Here is a 22,038-nt window from a genome sequence, read left to right on the forward strand (position 1 = left end):
ATTTTTGGCAAAATTAAGGTTTTTCAATCTTAATGTTTTGAATTAAATAATTTTTAAAATCATTTCCGTGGCTAAAGAAAAGAAAGAAACTCCTTTAATGACGCAGTACAATACCATCAAGGCGAAATATCCCGATGCGCTTTTGCTGTTCCGAGTAGGAGATTTCTATGAAACTTTCGGAACGGATGCGATTAGAACGTCGCAGATTTTAGGAATCGTTTTGACCAAAAGAGCCAATGGTGAAGGTCATATCGAACTCGCCGGTTTTCCGCATCATTCTGTGGATTCTTATTTGCCGAAACTCGTCAGAGCCGGACTTCGCGTTGCTATTTGTGATCAACTCGAAGATCCAAAAGGAGTGAAAGGAATTGTAAAACGGGGCGTCACAGAATTGATTACGCCTGGCGTTACCTTTAATGAGCAGGTTTTATCTTCCAAGAAAAATAATTTCTTGCTTTCTGTACATAAAGTTAAGGAAAAATACGGATTGGCTTTGGTGGATGTCTCTACGGGCGAATTCTTGACTTCAGAAGGAAATTTGGAACAGCTGCTTCATATTGTCGGAACTTTTGATCCGAGTGAAATTATTTATCAGCGAACCACCGAACTGCCTTCCCAGCTGAAAAACCGCAATTCTTTTAAACTCGAAGACTGGGCTTTTCAGTACAATTATGCTTACGAAAAACTGACCAATCATTTTAAAACCAATTCGTTAAAAGGGTTCGGTATTGAGGATTTAAAATTAGGAATTGTCGCAGCCGGCGCGATCTTTGCTTATTTAGTTGAAGACACGCATCATGCTCTTTTACAGCATATTACCAAAATAAAGCTGATTCCAAAGGATGATTATCTGATGATGGATCATTTTACTTTGCGGAATTTAGAAATCGTTTATTCCAGCAGTCAGCAGGGCAAATCTTTGCTCGATATTATCGATAAAACTTCGACTCCGATGGGAGGAAGATTATTGAGAAGGAGATTAATTCTGCCTTTAAAATCCGTCGCTGAAATCAACAGGAGATTAGATTTAATCGAGTTTTTTAATAGAGAAGAAAATCTCAAATATGAGCTTTTGCAGTTATTGAAAACGATTTCAGATCTGGACCGTTTGATGGGGAAACTGGCCTCGGAAAAAATTTCACCGAAAGAAGTAGGTTACCTCCGCCAGAGTTTGATAAACATTCAGAAAATTAAAGAACTGCTGCATGCTCACCATGAAGTTTTGGCGTGGCTGTCACCTTTAATTAACGTTGATGAACTCATTATTTATTTGACGAATTATTTGAATGACGATCTTCCGGTGAATATTTCAAAAGGAAATGTAATAAAAACCGGCATTTCCGAAGAACTTGATCATTTGCGCGGCCTTCAAAGCAAAGGAAAAAATTTCCTCGACGAAATGTGCGACCGCGAAGTAAAGCGCACCGGAATCACCAGTTTGAAAATTAATTTTAATAATGTTTTCGGCTATTTTATTGAAGTCAGAAATTCACATAAAGATAAAGTTCCCGAAGACTGGATCCGCAAGCAAACTCTGGTGAATGCGGAAAGATACATTACCGAAGAACTGAAAGAATACGAAGAACAAATTCTTGGCGCTGAAGAAAAGATTTCAAAAATCGAACATTTGCTGTACCGAAAGGTTTGTGAAAATGTGATGGTTTACATCGATCAGATTCAGGAAAATTCCAAAATTATTGCCGAATTAGATTGCGGCGTTGGCTTATCTGAACTCGCCTTTTCTGAATCTTATACCAAACCGGTTTTAAATGAAGGTTTTGAAATTGATTTAAAAGAAGCGCGACATCCAATCATTGAAAATGCTTTGCCGTTGGGCGAAAAATATATTCCGAATGATTTGTTTCTGTCGAAAGATTCGCAGCAGATTATCATGGTTACCGGTCCGAATATGGCGGGTAAATCGGCCATTCTCAGACAAACTGCCATCATTTGTCTGATGGCTCAAATCGGAAGTTTTGTTCCGGCAAAACATGCTGAAATTGGTATTTTAGATAAAATTTTCACCAGAGTTGGCGCGACCGATAATATTTCTTCCGGCGAATCTACTTTCATGGTAGAAATGAATGAAGCGGCGAATATTCTCAATAATATTTCGGAAAGAAGTCTGATTCTTTTAGACGAAATCGGACGCGGAACTTCAACCTATGACGGAGTTTCCATCGCTTGGGCGATCGCAGAATATCTGCACCAACATCCGACGCAGGCGAAAACTTTGTTCGCAACGCATTATCACGAACTGAATGAAATGACGGTAAATTTTGACAGAATTAAAAACTTTCACGTTTCGATTCAGGAAAATAAAGGAAATATTATTTTCATGCGGAAACTCCTTCCGGGCGGCAGCGAACACAGTTTCGGGATCCACGTCGCCAAGTTAGCGGGAATGCCTTCAAAAGTCGTCAACCGCGCGAATGAAGTTTTGAAAACTTTAGAAAAAAGCCGTTCGCAAAGCGGCTCCAAAGATTCTGCAAAAGTGATTACGGACGAAAGTCTGCAGCTTTCTTTCTTCCAGTTGGATGATCCGGTTTTAGAAAATATCCGCGAAGAATTACTGAAGATCGATATCAATACATTGACGCCAATCGAAGCTTTGATGAAGTTGAACTCAATTAAGAAAATGATTGGGCGGTAAATCCTAAACATTTTTTAATTTGAAATATTAAAATTTGATTAATGAATAAAAAGATTTAAGATTTCGTTCGGAAATAGAAACTTAACGACTTTTGTACAAACGTAAAAATCCCGAAAAATTCGGGATTTTTTTCTTGTGGTAAAATTTGAAAGAGTTTTTTTTTCTCAATTATTTACTCGAAATTCTGTAAATCAACCAGTTTTCTGTAGATTCCGTTTTTTTCGTACAACTCCTGATGGGTTCCCTGTTCTGCGATAATTCCGCGTTCCATTACCACGATCCAGTCTGCTTTTTGAATGGTTGAAAGCCGGTGAGCGATGACCAAAGAAGTTCGGTTTTCCATCATTTTTTCTAAAGCATCCTGTACGAATCTTTCGCTTTCGGTATCCAAAGCGGAAGTGGCTTCATCCAGAATCATGATTGGAGGGTTTTTCAGAACGGCTCTGGCAATAGAAACCCTTTGTTTTTGTCCGCCGGAAAGTTTGTTTCCGTCGTCACCGATATTGGTGTAATATTTTTCCGGTAAGTTGTTGATAAACTCGTGCGCATTGGCAATTTTCGCGGCTGCCATTACTTCTTCTTCGGTAGCATCGGGTTTTCCCATTAAAATATTATTGAAGACCGAATCATTAAATAAGACCGATTCCTGAGTTACCATTCCTAAAAGGTGTCGGTAATCTTTTACTTTCAAATTTTTAATATTCTCCCCATCCACCAGGATTTCGCCTTCTGAAACATCATAAAAACGCGCTAATAAATTCGCAATCGTTGTTTTTCCGGAACCGGACTGACCGACCAAAGCAACGGTTTTTCCTTTGTAAACAGTCAGGTTGAAATTTTTTAAAATCACATTGTCTTTGTCGTAGTAAAAACCGATATTTTTAAATTCAATTTGATTTTTTAAGGTCGAAATAGGTGTTGGATTTGGGATTTCATCAATCTTCAAATCGTAATCTAAAACTTCAGAAACACGGTCCAAACTCGCCATACCGCCTTGAATAGACGAAAAAGCATTTGATAATTTCTTTGCCGGATCTAATATCTGGAAAAACACACCGATAAATGCAAGGAAAGTTACAGGATCTTTATTCGTTCCGTTGATAATTTCTGTTCCGGCAAACCAGGTGATGATCAGAAGCGTAACGGAACCCAGGAATTCGCTCATTGGGGAGGCCAATTCTCTTCTGCGGCTCATGCCAATCGCATATTTCCGCCAATTGTCAGTAGTCTTATTGAATCTGTTTTTCAGGATTTTATCGGCATTAAAAATTTTAATGACTTTAGAAGATTTCAAGGTTTCATCCACCAAAGAAAACAAATTTCCTAATTCTTCCTGTGATGCTGTTGCATGTCTTTTTAAACTTTTCCCGACCCACGCAATGATTAAACCCATGATCGGAAATACCAGCAGCGAAAACAAAGTCAATTGGGGAGAGAGTATAAATAAAGTAATCAATGACGCAATGATCATAAAAGGAGCATTCAGAACATCCACCAAACTTCCCATAATTCCGCTTTCAACGGCACCTATATCATTTGATATTCTCGACATCATATCGCCTTTTCGCTGTTCGGTAAAAAAGGAAACCGGCAGTTTCAGGAATTTATTATACATCGCGGTCCGCAAATCTTTGGTAATCCCGACCCGATAATTCACTAATAGATAGGAACCCAAATACCTGAAAAGATTCCGGAGCAGAAACGCCACTGCGGTAATGCCACAAAGTATTGCTAAAACCTGAATCGCACCATGCTCATTGATGTTGAGCTGGATTTTATAATAAGCCATATCTTTCAGATACCCAAAATAATCCCCGAATTTGCCGCTATAAGCAGGAGCAGTCGTCGTATCAACTTCTTTATCCAGTTTGAATAAAATCCGCAGAATCGGAAGCATGGTTACGATGGAAAAAATCTGTAGTAATGAATAGAGAAGATTAAAAAGAATACTTCCGTAAAGGTATCTTTGATGAGGTTTCGCGATGGAAAGAATACGTTTTAATGGTTTCATTTAGGGGAATTTCGGGAGCAAAATTAAGGAATTTAGAATTGTGATGACCATTAATTAAAATTTACCGTATTATTATAGATTGGTTTAAAGTTTTTCGGAGTTAATTTTTCAACGGTTTTGCCAAAATTATTAATGAGTTGAGTTAGATTATCGAAATCAACAATTTCCAAATCGTCATTCAGTTGGTGATAATGTTTTGCTTTGGACATATCCACGGTTGATAATGAGTGTGCAATTATTTTCTTCTTTACAAAACTTACATTGTCGGAGCGGTAAAAAAGCTTTTGTTTCAGGTACGGATCAGGGTAGATTTTTAAATTATTCACGGCATTCCCGTTAAAAAGTTCATCGAGGTCAGAAAACCCGTCACCGGTCATATACAATGTATTCGGGCCAAATTGGGAAACCGTTGCAATCATTTCAAAATTAAATAGGGCTGATATATTTTGATGCTGTTCCTGCAGGTTCGGAATATCAACAATCGCTTTGGATCCTTTCATTCCTTTTTCCTCTCCGTTGAATGCAATATACATCAGCGAAAAATCGGTTTTTCCTGTTTTAAAATAATCAGCCAAACCGATGACAGCAGTTACACCGCTTGCATTATCATCAGCACCGTTAAATACTTTATCTTCCGTTTTGTCACTGGTGCCAATGTGATCGAAATGCGCAGAGAACGCGATGGTTTTTTCACTTTCCCCTTTTTTAATTCCACATACATTATATACGACCTTTCCTTTGTATTCAAACGGAACTAAATAAGAATCGCCAAAACAGAAGCTGAGGTTATTTTCTGCGAATTTTTTAGCAATATATAGGGCAGCAGCATCATTTTCCGGTGTTCCGGTTTCGCGGCCTTTCATTTCATCTGAGGCCAGGTGTGACAGGACTTCGATTACTCTTTCCCTTGAAACTTTTTGGGAAAACAATGAGGAGGAAGCGCCGAGTAAAATAAGAAGGAGAAATTTATTCATATTAAATATATTATTGGTTAAAGATAAAAATTTAAATGAAATGATAAAAAAAACAGTCCCCGAAGGAACTGTTTCACTCAAAAAAAATCGTTGTGAGTTTAGCGGAGTCTGTCTACAGATTTTACGAGCCTTTCGTCTTTCCGTATATATACATTTGCTATGAGCAAACATATCATGGATAATAACGGGAAAACAGGCTCAATACCCTTCTCAGGAAAATCGATTCCTCCGGATAAAGTGAGTAGCCAATACGCCAATAAACCGAGCAACAAGGCGTTTATAATTACACTGATGGTATTCAGCTGAATTTGTCTTTTGCGGTTTTTATAACTTAAGATACTGATGCATTGCAAAAGCATGAGCGCAACACACGCTATGGATATAAAAGGGACAGATCCGAAAAGGGAAAAGTCCTGTCCTGTGATCAACAAAAACACGGCGCCTAAAATCGCCAGAAATATCCATACAGTCTGTATTCTCTGCAACATACTAATTTATTCTGGTTACAAAAATAACAATAATTTTTTGCATAATTAAAAAATAAACGTAGATTTGCACTACAAATGTCCTATAAAAGAAAAGTCACCCGACCTAGCTTTCTCACTTACAATTACTTATAAATTACTTTTTGCGTAACATTTATGTTCAACATTGAAACATTAAGGTCAAAATCCAATGCAGATTTGACTAAAATCACAAGCGATCTGGGCGTTAAAATTGCTAAAAATAGCTCTGAAAACGATAAGATTTTTGCTATTTTGGATTTTCAAGCATCCAATACAAAAGTAGTGAAAGATTACTACAGCGCGACAGAAACTCCTATGAATAAAGAAGAACCAAAAACTCCGGCACCCAAAAAGCCAGCAGTTAAAAAACCAACTCCGAAAAAGAAAGTAGAAAAACCTGTAGAGGATTCTGCCGAAACTCAGAAAGAAGAACCTAAAGAAGTTCCTGCGAAAAATTCTGAGGATATAAAAGAAGTTCCTGTGAAGGCCGAAGCGGAAAAGAGCGCTGAACATTCAGAAACTGACCAGCCTAAAGCAGCAGCTCAGATTCAACAGAAGAAAAAAAGACAACGTGTCGCTCCGCCAAAAACGGAGACTGAAAATACAGAAAAAGAAGTGGTTGCAGAAGCCGAAACTCCGATAGAAGCCAAGCCAGAACCACCTAAAAATCAAAACTCCAATCCCAACTCATCCGGAAACGGAAATCCAAATCAAAACGGAAATCCAAACCAAAATCAGTCAGGCAACGGAAATCCAAATCAGGGCGGAAACCCAAATAAACAACCGCAGCACCAGCACAAGAATCCCAATCAGCATAAAAATCCTAACCAAAATAAAAATCAACAAAGCGGTGAATCCAACGAAGAGCCTGCCAGAAAAGAATTTAATTTTGACGGAATGGTCACCATTGAAGGCGTACTGGAAATCCTTCCGGACAACTACGGTTTCCTACGTTCCTCCGATTTTTCCTATATTTCTTCTCCAGACGATGTGTATGTATCTACGAACCAGATTAGAAATTATGCTTTAAAAACAGGAGACACCGTAAAAGGAATTGTAAGATTACCGAAAGAAGGTGAAAAATATTTCTCCTTATTAAAACCTACAGAAGTTAACGGCAGAGATCTCGAGTTTATTAAAGACCGCGTTGCTTTCGAATTTTTAACGCCTCTTTTCCCGGAAGAAAAATTTAATTTAACGGGGAAAAACGCGACACCTTCTACCAGAATTGTTGATTTATTTACACCGATTGGAAAAGGTCAGCGAGCAATGATCGTAGCGCAACCGAAAACGGGTAAAACAATGTTGCTGAAAGAAATTGCAAATTCAATTTCAGCCAATCATCCGGAAGCTTATATGATGATTTTACTCATCGATGAAAGACCGGAAGAGGTAACCGATATGGAAAGAAGTGTCAATGCGGAAGTAATCGCTTCTACATTTGATGAGCCAGCTGAAAAACACGTAAAAGTGGCGAATTTGGTTTTATCGAAAGCACAGAGAATGGTGGAATGCGGGCATGATGTCGTTATTTTACTGGATTCTATCACGCGTTTGGCGAGAGCTTACAATACGGTAACTCCGGCTTCAGGGAAAATTTTATCGGGTGGAGTTGATGCCAATGCTTTGCATAAACCGAAAAGATTCTTCGGTGCCGCCAGAAATATTGAAGGCGGTGGTTCATTAACCATTATTGCAACAGCACTGATTGACACTGGTTCTAAAATGGATGAAGTGATTTTCGAAGAGTTTAAAGGAACCGGAAATATGGAACTGCAACTCGACCGAAAAATTGCCAACAAAAGAATTTACCCGGCTATTGATTTAACTTCTTCCAGTACAAGAAGAGATGATTTACTTTTAGAAGACACCGTTCAGCAAAGAATGTGGATTTTAAGAAAATATTTGGCCGATATGAACCCGGTAGAAGCGATGGAATTTGTCAACAGAAGTATTAAGCAGACTTTGAATAATGAAGAGTTCTTAATGTCTATGAACAGATAAAAAAACAGAATTATCTTTTAAAGGTGATTTAAATAAATAAAAACCGTTTTTCGAAACGGTTTTTTTGTTGCTGTCAATGTTAAAGATTTATTAAAGTAATCCGGCCTTTTTGGAATTGGTCTAATTAATGGTTAAATTTGGGATATTAACATTTAATACAATAAAATTATGTCATTCGAATTACCAAAATTAGGATACGCGTACGACGCACTGGAGCCCACTATTGATGCAAAAACAATGGAAATCCACTACACAAAACACCATCAGGCTTATATTGACAACCTCAATAAAGCAATTGCAGGAACAGATTTAGAGGGAAAATCTATCGAAGAAATCTGTAAAACCGGAACAGATAAAATGGCGGTGAGAAATAATGGCGGTGGTCATTTCAACCATTCCCTTTTCTGGGAAATTCTAACTCCAGGAGGCAGCAAAGAACCGGTAGGAAATGTAAAAGCTGCAATCGACGCTTATGGTGGTTTTGAGAAATTCAAAACTGATTTCTCTGAAGCAGCAAAAACAAGATTCGGTTCAGGCTGGGCTTGGTTGTGTAAAAAAGCAGATGGATCGGTAGCTGTTTGTTCTTCGCCGAATCAGGATAACCCGCTAATGCCTGTCGCAGATTGCCAGGGAGTACCGGTTTTGGGAATTGATGTTTGGGAACACGCTTATTATTTGCATTATCAAAACAGAAGACCAGATTATATCTCAGCATTTTTTGACATTGTAAACTGGGATAAAGTAGAAGAAAAATTCAATAAGTAGATTGAAATAATCCGATAAAAAAAGTTCAGAATTTTCTGAACTTTTTGTTTTTTTGGATATGAACCTTTCGTAATTAATTTTATTTCAGAAGAACTTTCGGATTTCCGCTGGCTTTTTTGGGCAACAGTTTTATCGGGTTAAAGGATTTCAAATCAGGTCGGATTTCCTAATTGCCTTTTTCAATAATTTATTCTTAGACGCATGGAAATTAATCAGTTGCGCCTAATCCATTTAATTTCAAACCGTATTTCCATTTTACAAAGGCGAAAACCTGATAGAGTTTGTATTCGAATTTCAGCCCGTAATCAATGTTGGGATCATAATCAATAGAAGATTCAATGATGTTTCTGTAGCGGCCGGCGAAATAATAGGAATTCCATTCGCTGACCAGAAATTGGTTTTTAGTCTTCAGATAAGTTTCAGAATACATATTCATTGGTTTGGCAACCGCATTGATAAAATAGTTCCATTGGCCGTCAAGAACTTCAAGATCATATTCACCATCTTCGTTTTTCTGCGCTTGGATTGGAGCATTGTCTTTATTCTGATTGGCAGCATTATTTTGGGTCGAGCAACTTAAACTGAGCATCAGAATACTAAGGAGAAATATTAGTTTTTTCATTGGAATGTTTTTTTATTAGATCATCAAATTTACAGCCAAAAAAACCGTTTCGAAAAACGGTTTTAAATTTTATTAATTAGCTTCTCGCTGCACGACCACAAATGCGGGGAAGTGGTCACTATAGCCGCCGGTAAACTTGTCGCCATTCCAGGAACGCAAAGGATAGCCTTTCCAGTTCCCTTCTCTGTTGATGAGGTAAGGAGGGGCAAATACTTCGGTTTTATAGACGGAATATTCCTTTCCTACCTGGTCAGAAATCAGATTTCCTGAAACGATTATTTGGTCAAATAAATTCGGGGCGTCCTGGTATGCCAGTGAAGCAACTCCCTTTTTATACAAAGGATACATCAGGTTTAAGTAAGGCATTTCGGGGCTCACGTCTTTTGGAGCCCATGCTGCTTTCAAATGGTTTTTTAAACTGGAGCTTACTGGATCATCATTAAAATCTCCCATTGCAAATAGTTTGGTGGAAGGATCTTTTAATCTAATGCTGTCCATCTGCTGTTTCAGTACTACTGCCGCTGCATTTCTTGCAGGTAATGAACGGGCTTCGCCGCCACTTCTTGATGGCCAGTGATTCATAAAAATTGCGATTTTCTCATTATCCAGAAAGCCGGTAACGACCAATACATCTCTGGTGTAAGATCTTTTTCCGTCATAATAGATTTTCACTTCTTTCTTTAAAGAATTGGTCGGTGTAAATCTTCTTTTTTGATAGATCAGTGCTACGTCAATTCCTCTTGCGTCATAAGTATTGTAATGGATAATTCCGTAATCGTATTTGGCAAGGGCAGGCTGTTTAATCAGATCTTCGATAACCTGTCTGTTTTCAACTTCAATTAAACCTACAATTACAGGTGCAGATTTGGTGTATTGAGCGCCCATTTCCGAGATAACTTTTGCCTCATTCGCTAATTTAATCTTGTAGTTTTTTGTGTTCCAGTTTTTTGGACTGTTTGCAGTAAAGTCATCAGCAAGAATTTGCTTGCGGACTACTTTTTTTCCTTTTAGCAAAGCGTCGCTCCACTCACCACGATATTCTTCTGTGGTTTCTAAGTATTTTAAAGAATCCAGAGGCACGCTTCGGTGGAAAGCTGGGTTGCTGATGTCTTTGGTCCCATCAATATAGTCTGCAGACGCTATGGTATCCCAAAGATTTTCAACATTTAAAAAGCCGATAGTAGCCACTTTTCTTAATTGACCTTTCTGTTGACCGAAAGAAATACAGAATGTGACTAAGCATAAAAAACATACAATTTTTTTCATTATAACTAATAATTATATTATTTGGGCAAAGTTAGTAATAAATTATATTTGGGCGGCGAAATTTTTTATACTACTAATTTTTATCACAAATGTAATCGAAAATGTGTTAAAAAAATGTAAAGTAATATATTTATGTCTAAATTTGCGTTAATTAATTTAGTGAATTGATTTTTAGATTCAAAAAGCAAAAACAAATTATAAACATGATTAAAAAACTATCTTTAATCTCTATGTTTACATTGCTTCCAGCGTCTTTTTATTTTGCACAAACTACGGTTTATGCTTACTTGAAAGACGGAGATGGGAAGCCAGTGGAAAATGCAGAGATTGATTTAAAGGGCTCTGGCAATGATGTGAAGGCTGATAAAATTGGGTATTTCCAATTTGTCGATCTAGGAACGGGTCATTACCAAATTGTCATTTCCAAACCCAATTTCGAAACGAAAGTGATGGAGTTTGATGTCAGTAATGAAAAAAGAAAGGATTTGGGCGTTATTACGCTTTATTCTAATTTAACTGCTGCGGATCAAGGTCTTGCCATTATTGAAAGTAGTGGTGACGAAGAAAACACCAGCCAATCGACGACAGTAGGTTTATTGCAATCTTCTCAGGATGTTTTCAGTAGAATTGCTGCTTTTGATCTGGGGGCTTACTGGTTCCGGCCAAGAGGCATCGATGGAAGATCTGGAGAAACCATGATGAACGGTGTTTCTATGGTGAAATCTGATAACGGAAATGTAGATTTCGGAAACTGGGGTGGACTGAATGAGATCACCCGATATCCTGAAATTTCTGCCAATCACGCGCCTTCTGAGTATGCATTTGGTGGTGCAAGTTCTGTTATTTATAAAAACACCAATGCAAGTGAATACCGCAAAGGATTCCAGGCAACCTATTCTTTAACCAACCGAAATTACAGAAACAGAGCGTCATTGCGTTACAGTTCGGGAATGAATAAAAACGGATGGGCTTTTACTGCAATGGCGGCAAGAAGATGGGCACAGGAAGGAATTCAGGAAGGAACTTCTTATGACGCTTTGGGAGGATTCTTAGGAATTGAGAAAAAATTCAGTGATTCCCATACCATCACTTTCAATGCATTTGCTGCACCTTACAGAAGATCTACTTCAAGTCCGAGTACTCAGGAGGTGTATGATTACAGAGGGGTTCACTATAATTCCTACTGGGGATGGCAAGACGGCAAAAAAAGAAATGAGCGAGTGAAATCAGGATTTCAGCCGATTTTCCAAATGCAGGATTTCTGGAAAATTAATGATAAATCAAGCCTTCGAACTGCAGTCTCTTATCAGTTTGGCAAAGATAAAGGGGCGAGATTAGATTGGCAAGGGGTTCAAAATCCATCACCAACTTATTACCGATACTTACCGAGCTATTATGATTCTCTAGATCCTAATGCTTCGGTAATTGATCCAAATGGTACACTTACAACTGCCCAAGATGCGTATCAAGTAGCCGTAAATGGTTGGAATTCGGGTGCAGATTTTACTCAGCTTAATTGGGATAAAATGTACGAGAATAATAGAATCCAACCAGTAGCAGATCATTTTGGGGTAACTGGTAGACGTGCTTTGTATTTCCAAGTTGCTGATGTAAGCGATGACAAAATCTTCAATGCAGGAACGCATTATGTATATGATTTTAACCCTACCACTAAGTTCTTGTTAAACGTATCTTATGAAAATTACAAATCAGAATTATACCGCGAAGTAAAAGATCTTTTAGGTGCTGATTTTGCATTAAACAAAGATCCGTTTGCAGCGACTAATCAACCAGGTACCAGCGGACTTTATAATGAAGGTGAAACCGACGTTGCAAAAAAAGTAGGAGATAAAATTAATTACGACTATAACTTCTCAAGACAGGAGGTGAAAGTGAATCCAGGATTGAAATTCCAGGCTGGTAAATTTGACGTATTTGTTTCTGGTTTAGCCGGATATTCTACTTCCTCTAGAGAAGGTCTTTACCACAATTATCTGTACAAAGATTCATTTGGAAAAAGCCAGGATTATAATTTCTGGAATTTCGGTCTGAAAGGACAGGTGATTTATAAAGTCGATGGTAGAAATTTCATCGTGTACAACGGAGCTTATTTTTCCCAGGCGCCTTTCTTAGAGGATATCTTCATGAATCCAAGAGTTAATGCTTCTGTAACACCGAATATTAAAAATACCATCATTAATGCTAATGATTTGAGTTATGTAATGAGTACACCGTTCTTCAAAATGAGATTGACCGGTTATTTGGTAGATACTCAAAATGAAACCAGTGTTCAAAGATTCTTTGCCGATGGAATTCAGCTGCAGTCAGCGGGACAGGACGGAACAGTTGCGAATGTACAAAGTGCTTTCGTAACCCAGATCATGTCTAATCTAGAGAAAAGAAATTTGGGTGCAGAATTAGGTGTTGACATTAAAATCTTACCGACTTTGTCTATCCAAGGTTTGGCAAGTATCGGTCAGTTTACCTATGAAAATGATCCCAATGTTTATTTTACATCAGACGCGGCAGGAACTTTCGAGAACGGGAAATCTTATCTTGATTTAGGCAAGGCTTATTTAAAAGATTATAAACAAGGTGGAACGCCACAACAGGGTTATTCATTAGGTTTCAGATATAATTCACCGAAATATTGGTGGTTTGGTGCCAACTGGAATTATTTAGATCAAAACTTCTTAGATCCGTCTGCATTATTAAGAACAGAAAGATTTGTTCAGAATCCTGTGACCGGAACTCCTTATGCAGGTCTTGATGAAGCTGAACTGAGAAATGTATTGGCTCCGCACAGACTTCCTTCTGCTTATTTCCTCAATGCCAATGTTGGTAAATCATGGAGATTGGGAGCTTATTATGTATTGCTTACCGCGTCTGTCAATAATATTTTAGATAACACTAAATATATTACGGGAGGTTTCGAGCAAACACGAAGAGTAACTTATCCGGGATATGTGGAAGAGAATAACAGAGAGTTCCCATTATTCGGACCGAAATACTGGTACACTCAAGGAAGATCATATTTCGTAAATGTTCAAGTTAGATTTTAATAATAATCAGAATTTTAAAAACAATAAAATGAATTTTAAACAATATTTTAAAACCGCTTTTGTAGTTGCTGTATCGGCACTTGCAGTAAGCTCTTGTGTAAATAATGATGATTGGGATACGCCGCCGATTAATTGTCAAAATAAATTTGATGCTGCAAATATCTCGATGGCCGATTTCAAAGCCAAGGCACCATCAACAGGTTATTTATTAATTAAAGACGATCTTATTTTTGACGCATATGTCGTTTCATCTGACGAAAATGGAAATTTCTACAAAACCATTTCTTTCCAGGATAAACCGGAAAATCCGACTGCAGGTTTGCAAATGGAAGTAGACAGAGCAAGTAATTATGCAGATTTCCCTGTGGGAACGCATATCAGAATTAATGCTAAAGGTTTACGGTTAGGTTTAGATCGTGGTTCCGTGAAAATCGGTTCTGTAGATCCTAACTTCGCAATCGGGAGAATTCCGGGAGCATTATTTTCAAGATATATTTCGGCAGTTTGCAATGGAAATACGATGGATATCGTCACCATCAAACCTACTGCATTACCAGGTTTAAGCGCTGCAATGCAGGACAAATACATCAATACTTTGGTGACTGTTCCTAATGTACAGTTTAATATCGCCGACCTCTATCCGGTAAACAAAACATATATTGAGTATGTTGCCGGAGCTGGCGTAGATACCGACAGAAAAATTGAAGACGCCATTGGCGGATCTACTGTGCTGAGAAGTTCAGGTTTTGCAAGTTACGGAGCAAGTCTTCTACCTAAAGGCAGCGGCAGTTTGACTTTTGTTGTAAGCAAATATAATTCAGGTTATCAAATGTTAATCAGAAGCCTGAATGACGTCAATATTCCACCAACAGGAACAAGGTTCAACCCGAATCCACCAAAAGGAGGTACAGATATCACCTATCCTTCTACTTTCACGGAAAATTTTGAAAGTTACCCTGCAAATACAGCCGCACCGTACTTTAACACTTTCCCAAAATACATCAATGATGCCGTTTTAGGGGTAAGAAATTGGGAAATAAGAACTTTCTCGAGCAATAAGTATATTCAGCTGACGTCTTTTGGAGCAACAACTTCAAACAATTCGGGAACTACCGCGGTTGAGACCTTTTTTATCGTACCGGTAAACTTCACTCCAGGTAAAAAACTTTCATTTGATGTGAATGTAGGTTCTTTTAACGGAGCTGCTTTGAAAGTATATACCTCAACCAATTATAAACCATTGGGAGATGTAACTTCTGCTACCTTAACAGATATTACCACCAACTTTACACTTCCTGTATTGCCTACTTCAGGTTACGGAACCTTGGCGCCAGCTGGAAGCTATGTGTTCCCTGCAGGTTTGTCAGGTAACGGTTTTATTATGTTTAAATATACTGGAAACGGAGCTGGTGTAACTACAACCATCCAGTTAGATAATATCAAAGTAGAGTAAGAATAAGTCTTTCTATCATGTAATGATGTCAATCCGCCTTTTCACAAAGGCGGATTTTTTTTTGAGATTTCTGATGTTAGTATTAAATTCTTTGTTTTAAAACATATCCGGCAACGTAATAAAAATTGGGAAGAACGAATTTTATACTCTTTTTATTCAATGAACTTTCTGCTTTAAAAGATGAATCAAAAAATGGACTTTAACCATCATTAAAAATTTACGGCTGGCATTCATTTACCTTAATTGAGGTCTTTCCCGAACAGAACGGAAGGATTAAAACAGTCTTGGTACAGTTCCGTAATTTGGCGCAGGTTGGGATAAAAAATCTATTGCTGACAAGATCATATATTGTTGTCTTATGCACTGGAAACAACAGAAATATTTGCTGTAATTCAAATAAAAAAATCCGTCTCAATTGAATTGAAACGGATTATATTTTGAAATGATTTTTTTTTAAAAACTCACTTCATTCACTTCCTTACCTCTTTGAAAATTCATGGTCCGCTGATTTCCTTTGTACGCGATATTGACCAGATTAAACTGTTTTGGGAAAGAACTCAGCAGAATTGTATTTTTGATTCTGATGGTGCTGATTTCCGATATCCCGTTTGCTTCAAAATATACCCAGACTGATTCCCCGTTAACCTGACTCCCTGTAAAAGTCAGCGTTTTTGGGCTTCCATTCACGTATAAATCAAAATTGTTATTCACGTATCTTTTAACCTCTGCTTCAAAGCCTGCAGTGTTGGGATTTATTTTGATGGCGTCGGATATATGAGCGGTATTTAATTTCGTGGTAAATTTCAATGTTTTACTTGCTTCGAGGTAATCTACTTTTGTCATTGACGAATAAAAGTCTGCAACCGCAAAACTCATCAGGAGCATCAATGCAAAAACCCAGGAAATATATAAATGCTTTTTCATTTCATTATTTGTAATTAAATATTCTCAAATATAGTGCCAATTAAAAGTTGACGTTCACCTGATATTTGTCGTAAAACGCCTTTATATGGGCAACCGCGTCTTCTGCTGTGTCTACAACCCGATACAGGCTCAGATCTTCTTCAGAAATCATTCCGTTTTCTAATAAGGTATTTTTAAACCATTCCAGTAAGCCTGCCCAAAATTTTGAACCAACCAGCACAATCGGAAATCTGCCGATTTTATTGGTTTGAATTAAAGTGATGGCTTCCATTAATTCATCAAGAGTCCCAAAACCGCCCGGCATCACGATAAAGCCTTGAGAATATTTCACAAAAATTACTTTTCTGACAAAAAAGTAATCAAAATCAATGCTCAAACCTTTGTCAATATAAGGATTAAAATGCTGTTCAAAAGGCAATTCGATATTAAGACCGATGGATTTTCCACCTCCTTTTCTGGCGCCTTTATTTCCTGCTTCCATGATTCCCGGTCCGCCGCCGGTGATGACTCCAAATCCTATTTCTGTAATTTTCTCTGCAATATCTACAGCGAGATCATAGTGAGCATCAGTGGTTTTCATTCGGGCTGAACCAAAAATCGAAACGCAGGGTCCTATTTTGGCCATGCGTTCGTACCCGTCTACAAATTCGGCCATGATTTTAAAAACCATCCAGCTGTCTTTGGTGATGGTTTCGTCCCAGGTTTTTTCTTTAAAGGAATTTTGTACTTTTTGGTCTATTTCGAATTCGTTTCCTGCAACTATTCTTGTTGTACCTTTTCCTCTTTTTATTTTGCTCATCAGATTTACTTAAAAATTTTTTCTGCTTCAATGACTGATTCTGGCCTTCCCACATCGATGATTGTAGCTGAGTGTTCGTAACCGTGGATACTTTCATTGCTCATTAAATCCAGGTACTCTTCCATAATCGAAAATTTTCCGGTTCTTTTTATTTTGTTAAAGATTTCTGGATTTACACAATGAATTCCACTGAAAGCCAAAGGCTTAAAACCTTTATTGAATTCCGCCAGCCGTTGTTCGCCAGATTCTACATTTAACCAACCTTTCAAAATCATTTCTGCATTGAAAAGCAGTTTTCGCGAACTTTTACGGTCGGAAACCGCTAAAGTAGCAAAATCTTTTTGGTCCTGATGGTATTCTACGAAAAGATTTAAATTTAAATCCGTTAAGATGTCAGCATTCATTATGAGGAAGTCTTCACCATGATCCAGAAACTTTCTTGCAAAAACCAATCCACCGCCTGTTTCCAAAAGCTGATCTTTCTCATCTGAAACTTCAATATTTGAATTGAAATCATCGTTTTTCTTTAAAAATTCAGAAATCTGCTCCCCGAAATGATGAATATTAATAACGAAATCATTAATTCCAAAACTTTGTAAATATTTGATATTTCTCTCTAACAAAGGAACACCGTTAACCAAAGCCAAAGCTTTTGGATGATGATCGGTAAAAGGTTTTAGCCGGGTTCCTTTTCCCGCTGCGAAAATAAGTGCTTTCATTTTTATAAGTAATCAGTAATCAGTGATGAGTAATAAGCAGATTGCTCATTACCCATTACTTATATTCATGGTTTAGCTGAGGTTGTTCGTCGTGATTAAGTGTGATCGTTGTTTGCGGATATTTCTTCCGAATGAATTCCGCGGTTTTTTCTGCCGCATACACCGAGCGGTGCTGCCCGCCGGTACATCCAAAATTGATTTGAAGATGATCAAAATCCCGACCGATATAATTATCGATATTAATGGAAACGATACTTTTCACCAGTTCCAAAAAATCAGGCATTTCGGTTTTTGTTTCCAAATAATCCTGAACACCGGTGTCGCAACCGGTTTGTGTTTTATATTCTTCCACTCTGCCGGGATTCAAAATGCCGCGGCAGTCAAAGGCAAAACCGCCGCCATTACCTGAATTGTCTTTTGGGATTCCTCCCTTTTTATATGAAAAACTGTGTATTTCTATTGTTAGAGCCATTTTTTATTAAATTAATAATTTGCAATTTAACCATTAAGATTTAATTAAGAGATTAAGATTCATTAAGTTATTTTTGACTTGTCAAAAATATTAATCTGGGAGTTCATTAAAATATTCGTTAACAAATGGCTTCATCGATTTTGTAATGTTAGTGGTAAAGAAATTGATCAGTAGGCCCTGAGGCTTTTTTAAAACTTTCATATAAGTGAGAAGTTGCGCCTGATGCACAGGTAGGATTTCTTCCTGAGCTTTAATTTCTATAACGATGCAGTTATTTACTAATAAATCAACGATGAGTTTGGTATTCATTTCCACTCCATCATAAGTGATTGGAACAATCAATTGTTGTTTTACTTCATAACCGTTTTTTAATAATTCATATTTCAAACATTCTTCATAAATAGATTCTAATAATCCTGGACCCAGATTATTATGAACTTTAATCGCTAATCCTACAATTTCATAAGATAATTGCGTAACCTCCTTTTTTGTCATCATGTTAACGTTTTTAAATACATTTTCATATTAAAAATTCCCTGGTGGAAAATACCTTAATTTTCTTAATTCCTTCATTAACCTTAATGGTAAATTGCCTACATTTTATTCTTTTAAAATTATCTGCTGGATTTTCTGTTTAGTTTCTGCAGAATTCAGTTGATCAATAAGTTTCTTCAATTCCGGATATTCTTCCATTTCCTGCCAGTTTTCCGAAAATTGGTAAAGGTTTTCAATGCCCTTATCGATGCTCAGTATGAAATGTTCTTTTCTCTGAATCAATCCACGGAAACCGTAAGCACCCAGAACCTGCAGGAACCGGATAAGCTGAATCGGTTTTACCGAGTCTTTTAGTTGAAGCGCTTTTTCTTCATTCCAAAAGGAGAAATAATAGGTAAGCATTTCATTTTTAAAATCGGTTGGGAAATTGGCTTTTGCCTGAAAGAGGAACGAGATTACATCATACATCAGCGGTCCTTTCATTGCCGCCTGATAATCGATAAAAAAGATTTCATCCTGATGATTCACCATAATGTTTCTGGCCTGAAAATCGCGCATCATCAATCCTTTTGGCTCCATGTTTTCTATTTTCGAAACCAGTTGTTTAAATTCCAGTAACAGAGAAGATTTGTGATAAGGAATTTCTAAAACATCGGCGATGAAACTTTTGAAATAAAATAAATCGCTTGTAATCGGCAATTCACCATAGTTTTCATATTCAAAAGTTTTTGAATAATCGATTTGATTTTCAGTTTTGCGCTGAACTTCTGCGAGTTGGTGCAGTGTTTTTTTAATTAAAGTTTTCACTCTTTCGGTCAAACCTTCTTTCCCGATGATTTCTGATAAAGTGTGCTCCCCAACAAATTCCTGAATATACAGATTAAGGTCTTCGGAAATTTTCAATACTTTCGGAGCCTTCACATTTAAGTTAGAAAATAGATCGGAAAAATAATAAAAACTTTCGTTCTCACGACTGTTTTCGTTGAAGGTAATAATATATTTTCCGCCGGAACTTTTACCTACAAAATTAATTCTTGCAGATCCACTTTGGGCCAATATAGAAAACTCCAGAGCAGATTCTCCGGTATATTTTTCGAAAAAATCTTTTGCTTTTTGATCAGTCATACTTTTACAAAGATAAGGTAAAAACGTATTTTAGAAAACAGTATATTTGTTGTTATGTTCAATGACTTCAAGCCGGTTCTGAAAATTCTTCTGCGTTTCATCATTTTGTATGTGGTGATGGTTTTGGGCTATCAGTTTTATCTCAATGGATTCAAAAATGCGGGCTTAGATGCTTTCTCGACGTGGGTGATGACGCAGGTTGATTTTCTGCAGAATCTACTCGGATATCCATCGGAAATGATTGCAGGAAAGCCGCAACAGGAAACCACGTGGTTCTTTGTGAGTGGCCAATATGTTTCGCGCATGGTTGAAGGCTGCAACGCAATTTCGGTGATGATTTTGTTTTTGGCTTTTATCTTTGCTTTTTACGAAGGATTCAAAACTTTTATATTTGCTGCATTAGGAGTCGTTTTCCTTCACATTATGAATGTTTTGCGTATCGTCGGTCTGAATATCGTACTGGTGGAGCATCCCCGATATTCTAAAATCGCCCATGATTATTTCTTCCCGGCGATTATTTACGGAAGTGTTGTGCTGCTCTGGTTAATCTGGATTAAATTTTACGCCCTAAAAGACGCTGAAAATGAAAGTACTTAACTGGATTTGGGTCGCAATGGCGGTGTTGGGTTTAATTGCGGTAAGGGTTGTAGAAAGCGAAATCTTTTATGATCCTTTTCAGGCCTTTTTTCATCTGGCCAATAAGCATGCTTCCTTTCCGGATTTTAAATGGTTCCCTTTAATTCTGAATTATTTTTTTCGGTTTTCTTTAAATTTAATTTTTTCCGCCGCCGTAGTTTATTTGATTTTTAAAAATAAAAAGTGGACTTTACAGGCGGTCGTTTTGATGGTGATTGTTTTTGCAATTACCTTTCCCATCTATCTTTACTGCATTCATACAAAATTTGAAATCGGGTATCTTTTTTCTTTTTATATGAGAAGATTCGTCATTCAGCCTTTAATTTTGCTGTTGATCATTCCCTTGTTTTATTACCGTGCGCACATTCAAAAATTGAATTTGTAATGATGATAATCTTTTTGTGAATTATTAGTTAAACCTGTGTTTAATCAGATTCATTTTTAAATCAGAGATCACAAAATTCTGTGAGCGGTTTTCAATCTTCAACCGAATGCTTTCCAACCTGCGCAATGGTTTTTGCATTCCATTCTATTTTTTTAACGAACGGTCTTTGCCGTACCGGACATTCCCACAATTCACAAATTTCGCAGGAAATAGGTTTGCAGTCATCCAAATGAAAATTAAATTCAATGGTCCTGTCTGTATTTTCACCAATCAGTTTATAGAGATCTTCCATTTCATTATGGGCTTTGCGAAGTTCATAATACCACGGTAATGTAAGATGCGCATCGATGTGAAGTCCACTGCCATGCTGTTGGATCCTCATATTGTGAACGTCGATCCACTGTCTTTTTCGGTTTTCATTCAGGAATTTTGATAACTTTTCAAGCATTCCCAAATCGGCTTCGTCCATTATTCCGCTTAACGATTTTCGAATAATTTTGTAACCGATAAATATAATATAGGTACCGAAGAGGAGTGCTACCGCAGCATCAATCCAATACAGGCTTGTGATCTGCACTAAAATTAAACTGACTACCACTCCCAAAGTGGTGATGGTATCACTTTTCAGATGTTTCCCTGAACTTTGTAAAACGAGAGAATTTTCCTGAATGCCTTTCTTTTGAGAAATATGCCCCATTAAATAATTAATGACGGCCGTAACTGCGACAATTGCTATTCCCCAGTCTAACTGCTTTGGAATATTGCCGTGTAAAAGGGAATCTATAGACTGAACGATGATGATGATTCCGGCAAAAATAATTAATGCTCCTTCTACACCGGAAGTTACAAACTCTACCTTTCCGTGTCCGTAAGGATGCTCGATATCTTTCGGTTTTGCTGCGAGATAAAGCGAATACAATCCCATGAAAGCGGCGATGATATTCACGATACTTTCCATGGCGTCTGAGAAAACTGCATCGGAATTGGTGAAATGCCAGGCCAATAATTTCGCCACGAAAAGAAGGATGCCAACGAGGGCTACATTTCTCTGAAAAATGAAGTTGGTATTTGGAATTTGTTTATTTTCTGACATTTGAGTTTTATTATACTTATTAGGAATGTTTGATGACTCTAATCCATAAAAAATGCCCACTTGATGTGAGCATT

At 37.4% G+C, this 22,038-nt stretch carries 19 protein-coding genes; 7 read left to right on the plus strand and 12 right to left on the minus strand.

What is annotated here, in order from left to right; translation table 11 throughout:
• Window positions 1-67: 67 nt before the first annotated feature.
• The gene (mutS, locus tag NBC122_RS05440) at window positions 68-2,653 is read left to right on the plus strand and encodes a DNA mismatch repair protein MutS (protein ID WP_133439402.1); all 2,586 of its coding nucleotides are present in this window, start codon (window positions 68-70) and stop codon (window positions 2,651-2,653) included.
• 172 nt (window positions 2,654-2,825) lie between these two features.
• On the opposite strand, the gene NBC122_RS05445 is transcribed toward mutS, so the two are convergent.
• The 3 genes from NBC122_RS05445 to NBC122_RS05455 all read right to left on the minus strand — a co-directional run bounded on the left by NBC122_RS05445 (window position 2,826) and on the right by NBC122_RS05455 (window position 6,126).
• Complete coding sequence (locus NBC122_RS05445; RefSeq protein ID WP_133439403.1) at window positions 2,826-4,664, minus strand: ABC transporter ATP-binding protein; 1,839 nt, start codon at window positions 4,662-4,664, stop codon at window positions 2,826-2,828.
• Window positions 4,665-4,714: 50 nt separating this feature from the next.
• Window positions 4,715-5,638 carry a M28 family metallopeptidase gene (locus NBC122_RS05450; RefSeq protein ID WP_133439404.1) on the minus strand — a complete coding sequence of 308 codons (924 nt, stop codon included), beginning with the start codon at window positions 5,636-5,638 and terminating at the stop codon, window positions 4,715-4,717.
• Window positions 5,639-5,736: 98 nt separating this feature from the next.
• Entirely contained in the window at window positions 5,737-6,126 is a 390-nt protein-coding gene (locus NBC122_RS05455; protein WP_133439405.1) for a DUF4293 family protein, read from the minus strand.
• A 153-nt stretch (window positions 6,127-6,279) separates the two neighbouring features.
• Here NBC122_RS05455 and rho point away from each other — a divergent pair, with 153 nt between their 5' ends.
• Entirely contained in the window at window positions 6,280-8,148 is a 1,869-nt protein-coding gene (gene rho / locus NBC122_RS05460; protein ID WP_133439406.1) for a transcription termination factor Rho, read from the plus strand.
• Between the two features lie 168 nt (window positions 8,149-8,316).
• Window positions 8,317-8,913 carry a superoxide dismutase gene (locus tag NBC122_RS05465; RefSeq protein WP_133439407.1) on the plus strand — a complete coding sequence of 199 codons (597 nt, stop codon included), beginning with the start codon at window positions 8,317-8,319 and terminating at the stop codon, window positions 8,911-8,913.
• A gap of 208 nt (window positions 8,914-9,121) precedes the next feature.
• On the opposite strand, the gene NBC122_RS05470 is transcribed toward NBC122_RS05465, so the two are convergent.
• Together NBC122_RS05470 and NBC122_RS05475 are read right to left on the minus strand one after the other, a co-directional pair.
• Complete coding sequence (locus tag NBC122_RS05470) at window positions 9,122-9,535, minus strand: DUF6146 family protein (protein WP_133439408.1); 414 nt, start codon at window positions 9,533-9,535, stop codon at window positions 9,122-9,124.
• A 72-nt stretch (window positions 9,536-9,607) separates the two neighbouring features.
• Window positions 9,608-10,801 carry an endonuclease/exonuclease/phosphatase family protein gene (locus NBC122_RS05475; RefSeq protein WP_133439409.1) on the minus strand — a complete coding sequence of 398 codons (1,194 nt, stop codon included), beginning with the start codon at window positions 10,799-10,801 and terminating at the stop codon, window positions 9,608-9,610.
• Between the two features lie 203 nt (window positions 10,802-11,004).
• On the opposite strand from NBC122_RS05475, the gene NBC122_RS05480 reads away from it, so the two are divergent.
• Complete coding sequence (locus NBC122_RS05480; protein WP_133439410.1) at window positions 11,005-13,863, plus strand: TonB-dependent receptor; 2,859 nt, start codon at window positions 11,005-11,007, stop codon at window positions 13,861-13,863.
• A 28-nt stretch (window positions 13,864-13,891) separates the two neighbouring features.
• On the plus strand, window positions 13,892-15,316 hold the full coding sequence (locus tag NBC122_RS05485; protein WP_133439411.1) for a DUF5689 domain-containing protein: 1,425 nt from the start codon (window positions 13,892-13,894) through the stop codon (window positions 15,314-15,316).
• 453 nt (window positions 15,317-15,769) lie between these two features.
• Here NBC122_RS05485 and NBC122_RS05490 read toward each other — a convergent pair whose 3' ends face one another.
• From NBC122_RS05490 to NBC122_RS05515, 6 genes are all read right to left on the minus strand, one after another.
• A complete protein-coding gene (locus NBC122_RS05490) occupies window positions 15,770-16,240 on the minus strand; it encodes a DUF6702 family protein (protein WP_133439412.1) in 471 nt (156 codons plus the stop codon).
• Between the two features lie 40 nt (window positions 16,241-16,280).
• The gene (locus NBC122_RS05495) at window positions 16,281-17,039 is read right to left on the minus strand and encodes an LOG family protein (protein WP_133439413.1); all 759 of its coding nucleotides are present in this window, start codon (window positions 17,037-17,039) and stop codon (window positions 16,281-16,283) included.
• Between the two features lie 5 nt (window positions 17,040-17,044).
• Window positions 17,045-17,758, minus strand: coding sequence for a nucleotidyltransferase family protein (locus NBC122_RS05500; protein WP_133439414.1), 714 nt, complete (start codon window positions 17,756-17,758; stop codon window positions 17,045-17,047).
• 55 nt (window positions 17,759-17,813) lie between these two features.
• Window positions 17,814-18,230 (minus strand): RapZ C-terminal domain-containing protein, encoded by a 417-nt coding sequence (locus tag NBC122_RS05505; RefSeq protein WP_133439415.1) that lies wholly within the window; start codon window positions 18,228-18,230, stop codon window positions 17,814-17,816.
• 90 nt (window positions 18,231-18,320) lie between these two features.
• A complete protein-coding gene (locus tag NBC122_RS05510; protein ID WP_133441068.1) occupies window positions 18,321-18,725 on the minus strand; it encodes a GxxExxY protein in 405 nt (134 codons plus the stop codon).
• 105 nt (window positions 18,726-18,830) lie between these two features.
• The gene (locus NBC122_RS05515) at window positions 18,831-19,850 is read right to left on the minus strand and encodes an aminoglycoside phosphotransferase family protein (protein WP_133439416.1); all 1,020 of its coding nucleotides are present in this window, start codon (window positions 19,848-19,850) and stop codon (window positions 18,831-18,833) included.
• A 54-nt stretch (window positions 19,851-19,904) separates the two neighbouring features.
• Here NBC122_RS05515 and xrtF point away from each other — a divergent pair, with 54 nt between their 5' ends.
• Together xrtF and NBC122_RS05525 are read left to right on the plus strand one after the other, a co-directional pair.
• The gene (xrtF, locus tag NBC122_RS05520) at window positions 19,905-20,447 is read left to right on the plus strand and encodes an exosortase family protein XrtF (RefSeq protein ID WP_133439417.1); all 543 of its coding nucleotides are present in this window, start codon (window positions 19,905-19,907) and stop codon (window positions 20,445-20,447) included.
• Window positions 20,434-20,871, plus strand: a complete 438-nt coding sequence (locus tag NBC122_RS05525; protein WP_185145779.1) for an exosortase F system-associated membrane protein — start codon at window positions 20,434-20,436, stop codon at window positions 20,869-20,871. Before xrtF ends, NBC122_RS05525 begins: the two co-directional genes overlap by 14 nt.
• A gap of 91 nt (window positions 20,872-20,962) precedes the next feature.
• On the opposite strand, the gene NBC122_RS05530 is transcribed toward NBC122_RS05525, so the two are convergent.
• Window positions 20,963-21,964, minus strand: coding sequence for a cation diffusion facilitator family transporter (locus NBC122_RS05530; protein ID WP_133439419.1), 1,002 nt, complete (start codon window positions 21,962-21,964; stop codon window positions 20,963-20,965).
• Between the last annotated feature and the right edge of the window lie 74 nt (window positions 21,965-22,038).

Origin of the sequence: Chryseobacterium salivictor (assembly GCF_004359195.1) — a bacterium.
Taxonomy (GTDB): Bacteria; Bacteroidota; Bacteroidia; order Flavobacteriales; family Weeksellaceae; genus Kaistella; species Kaistella salivictor.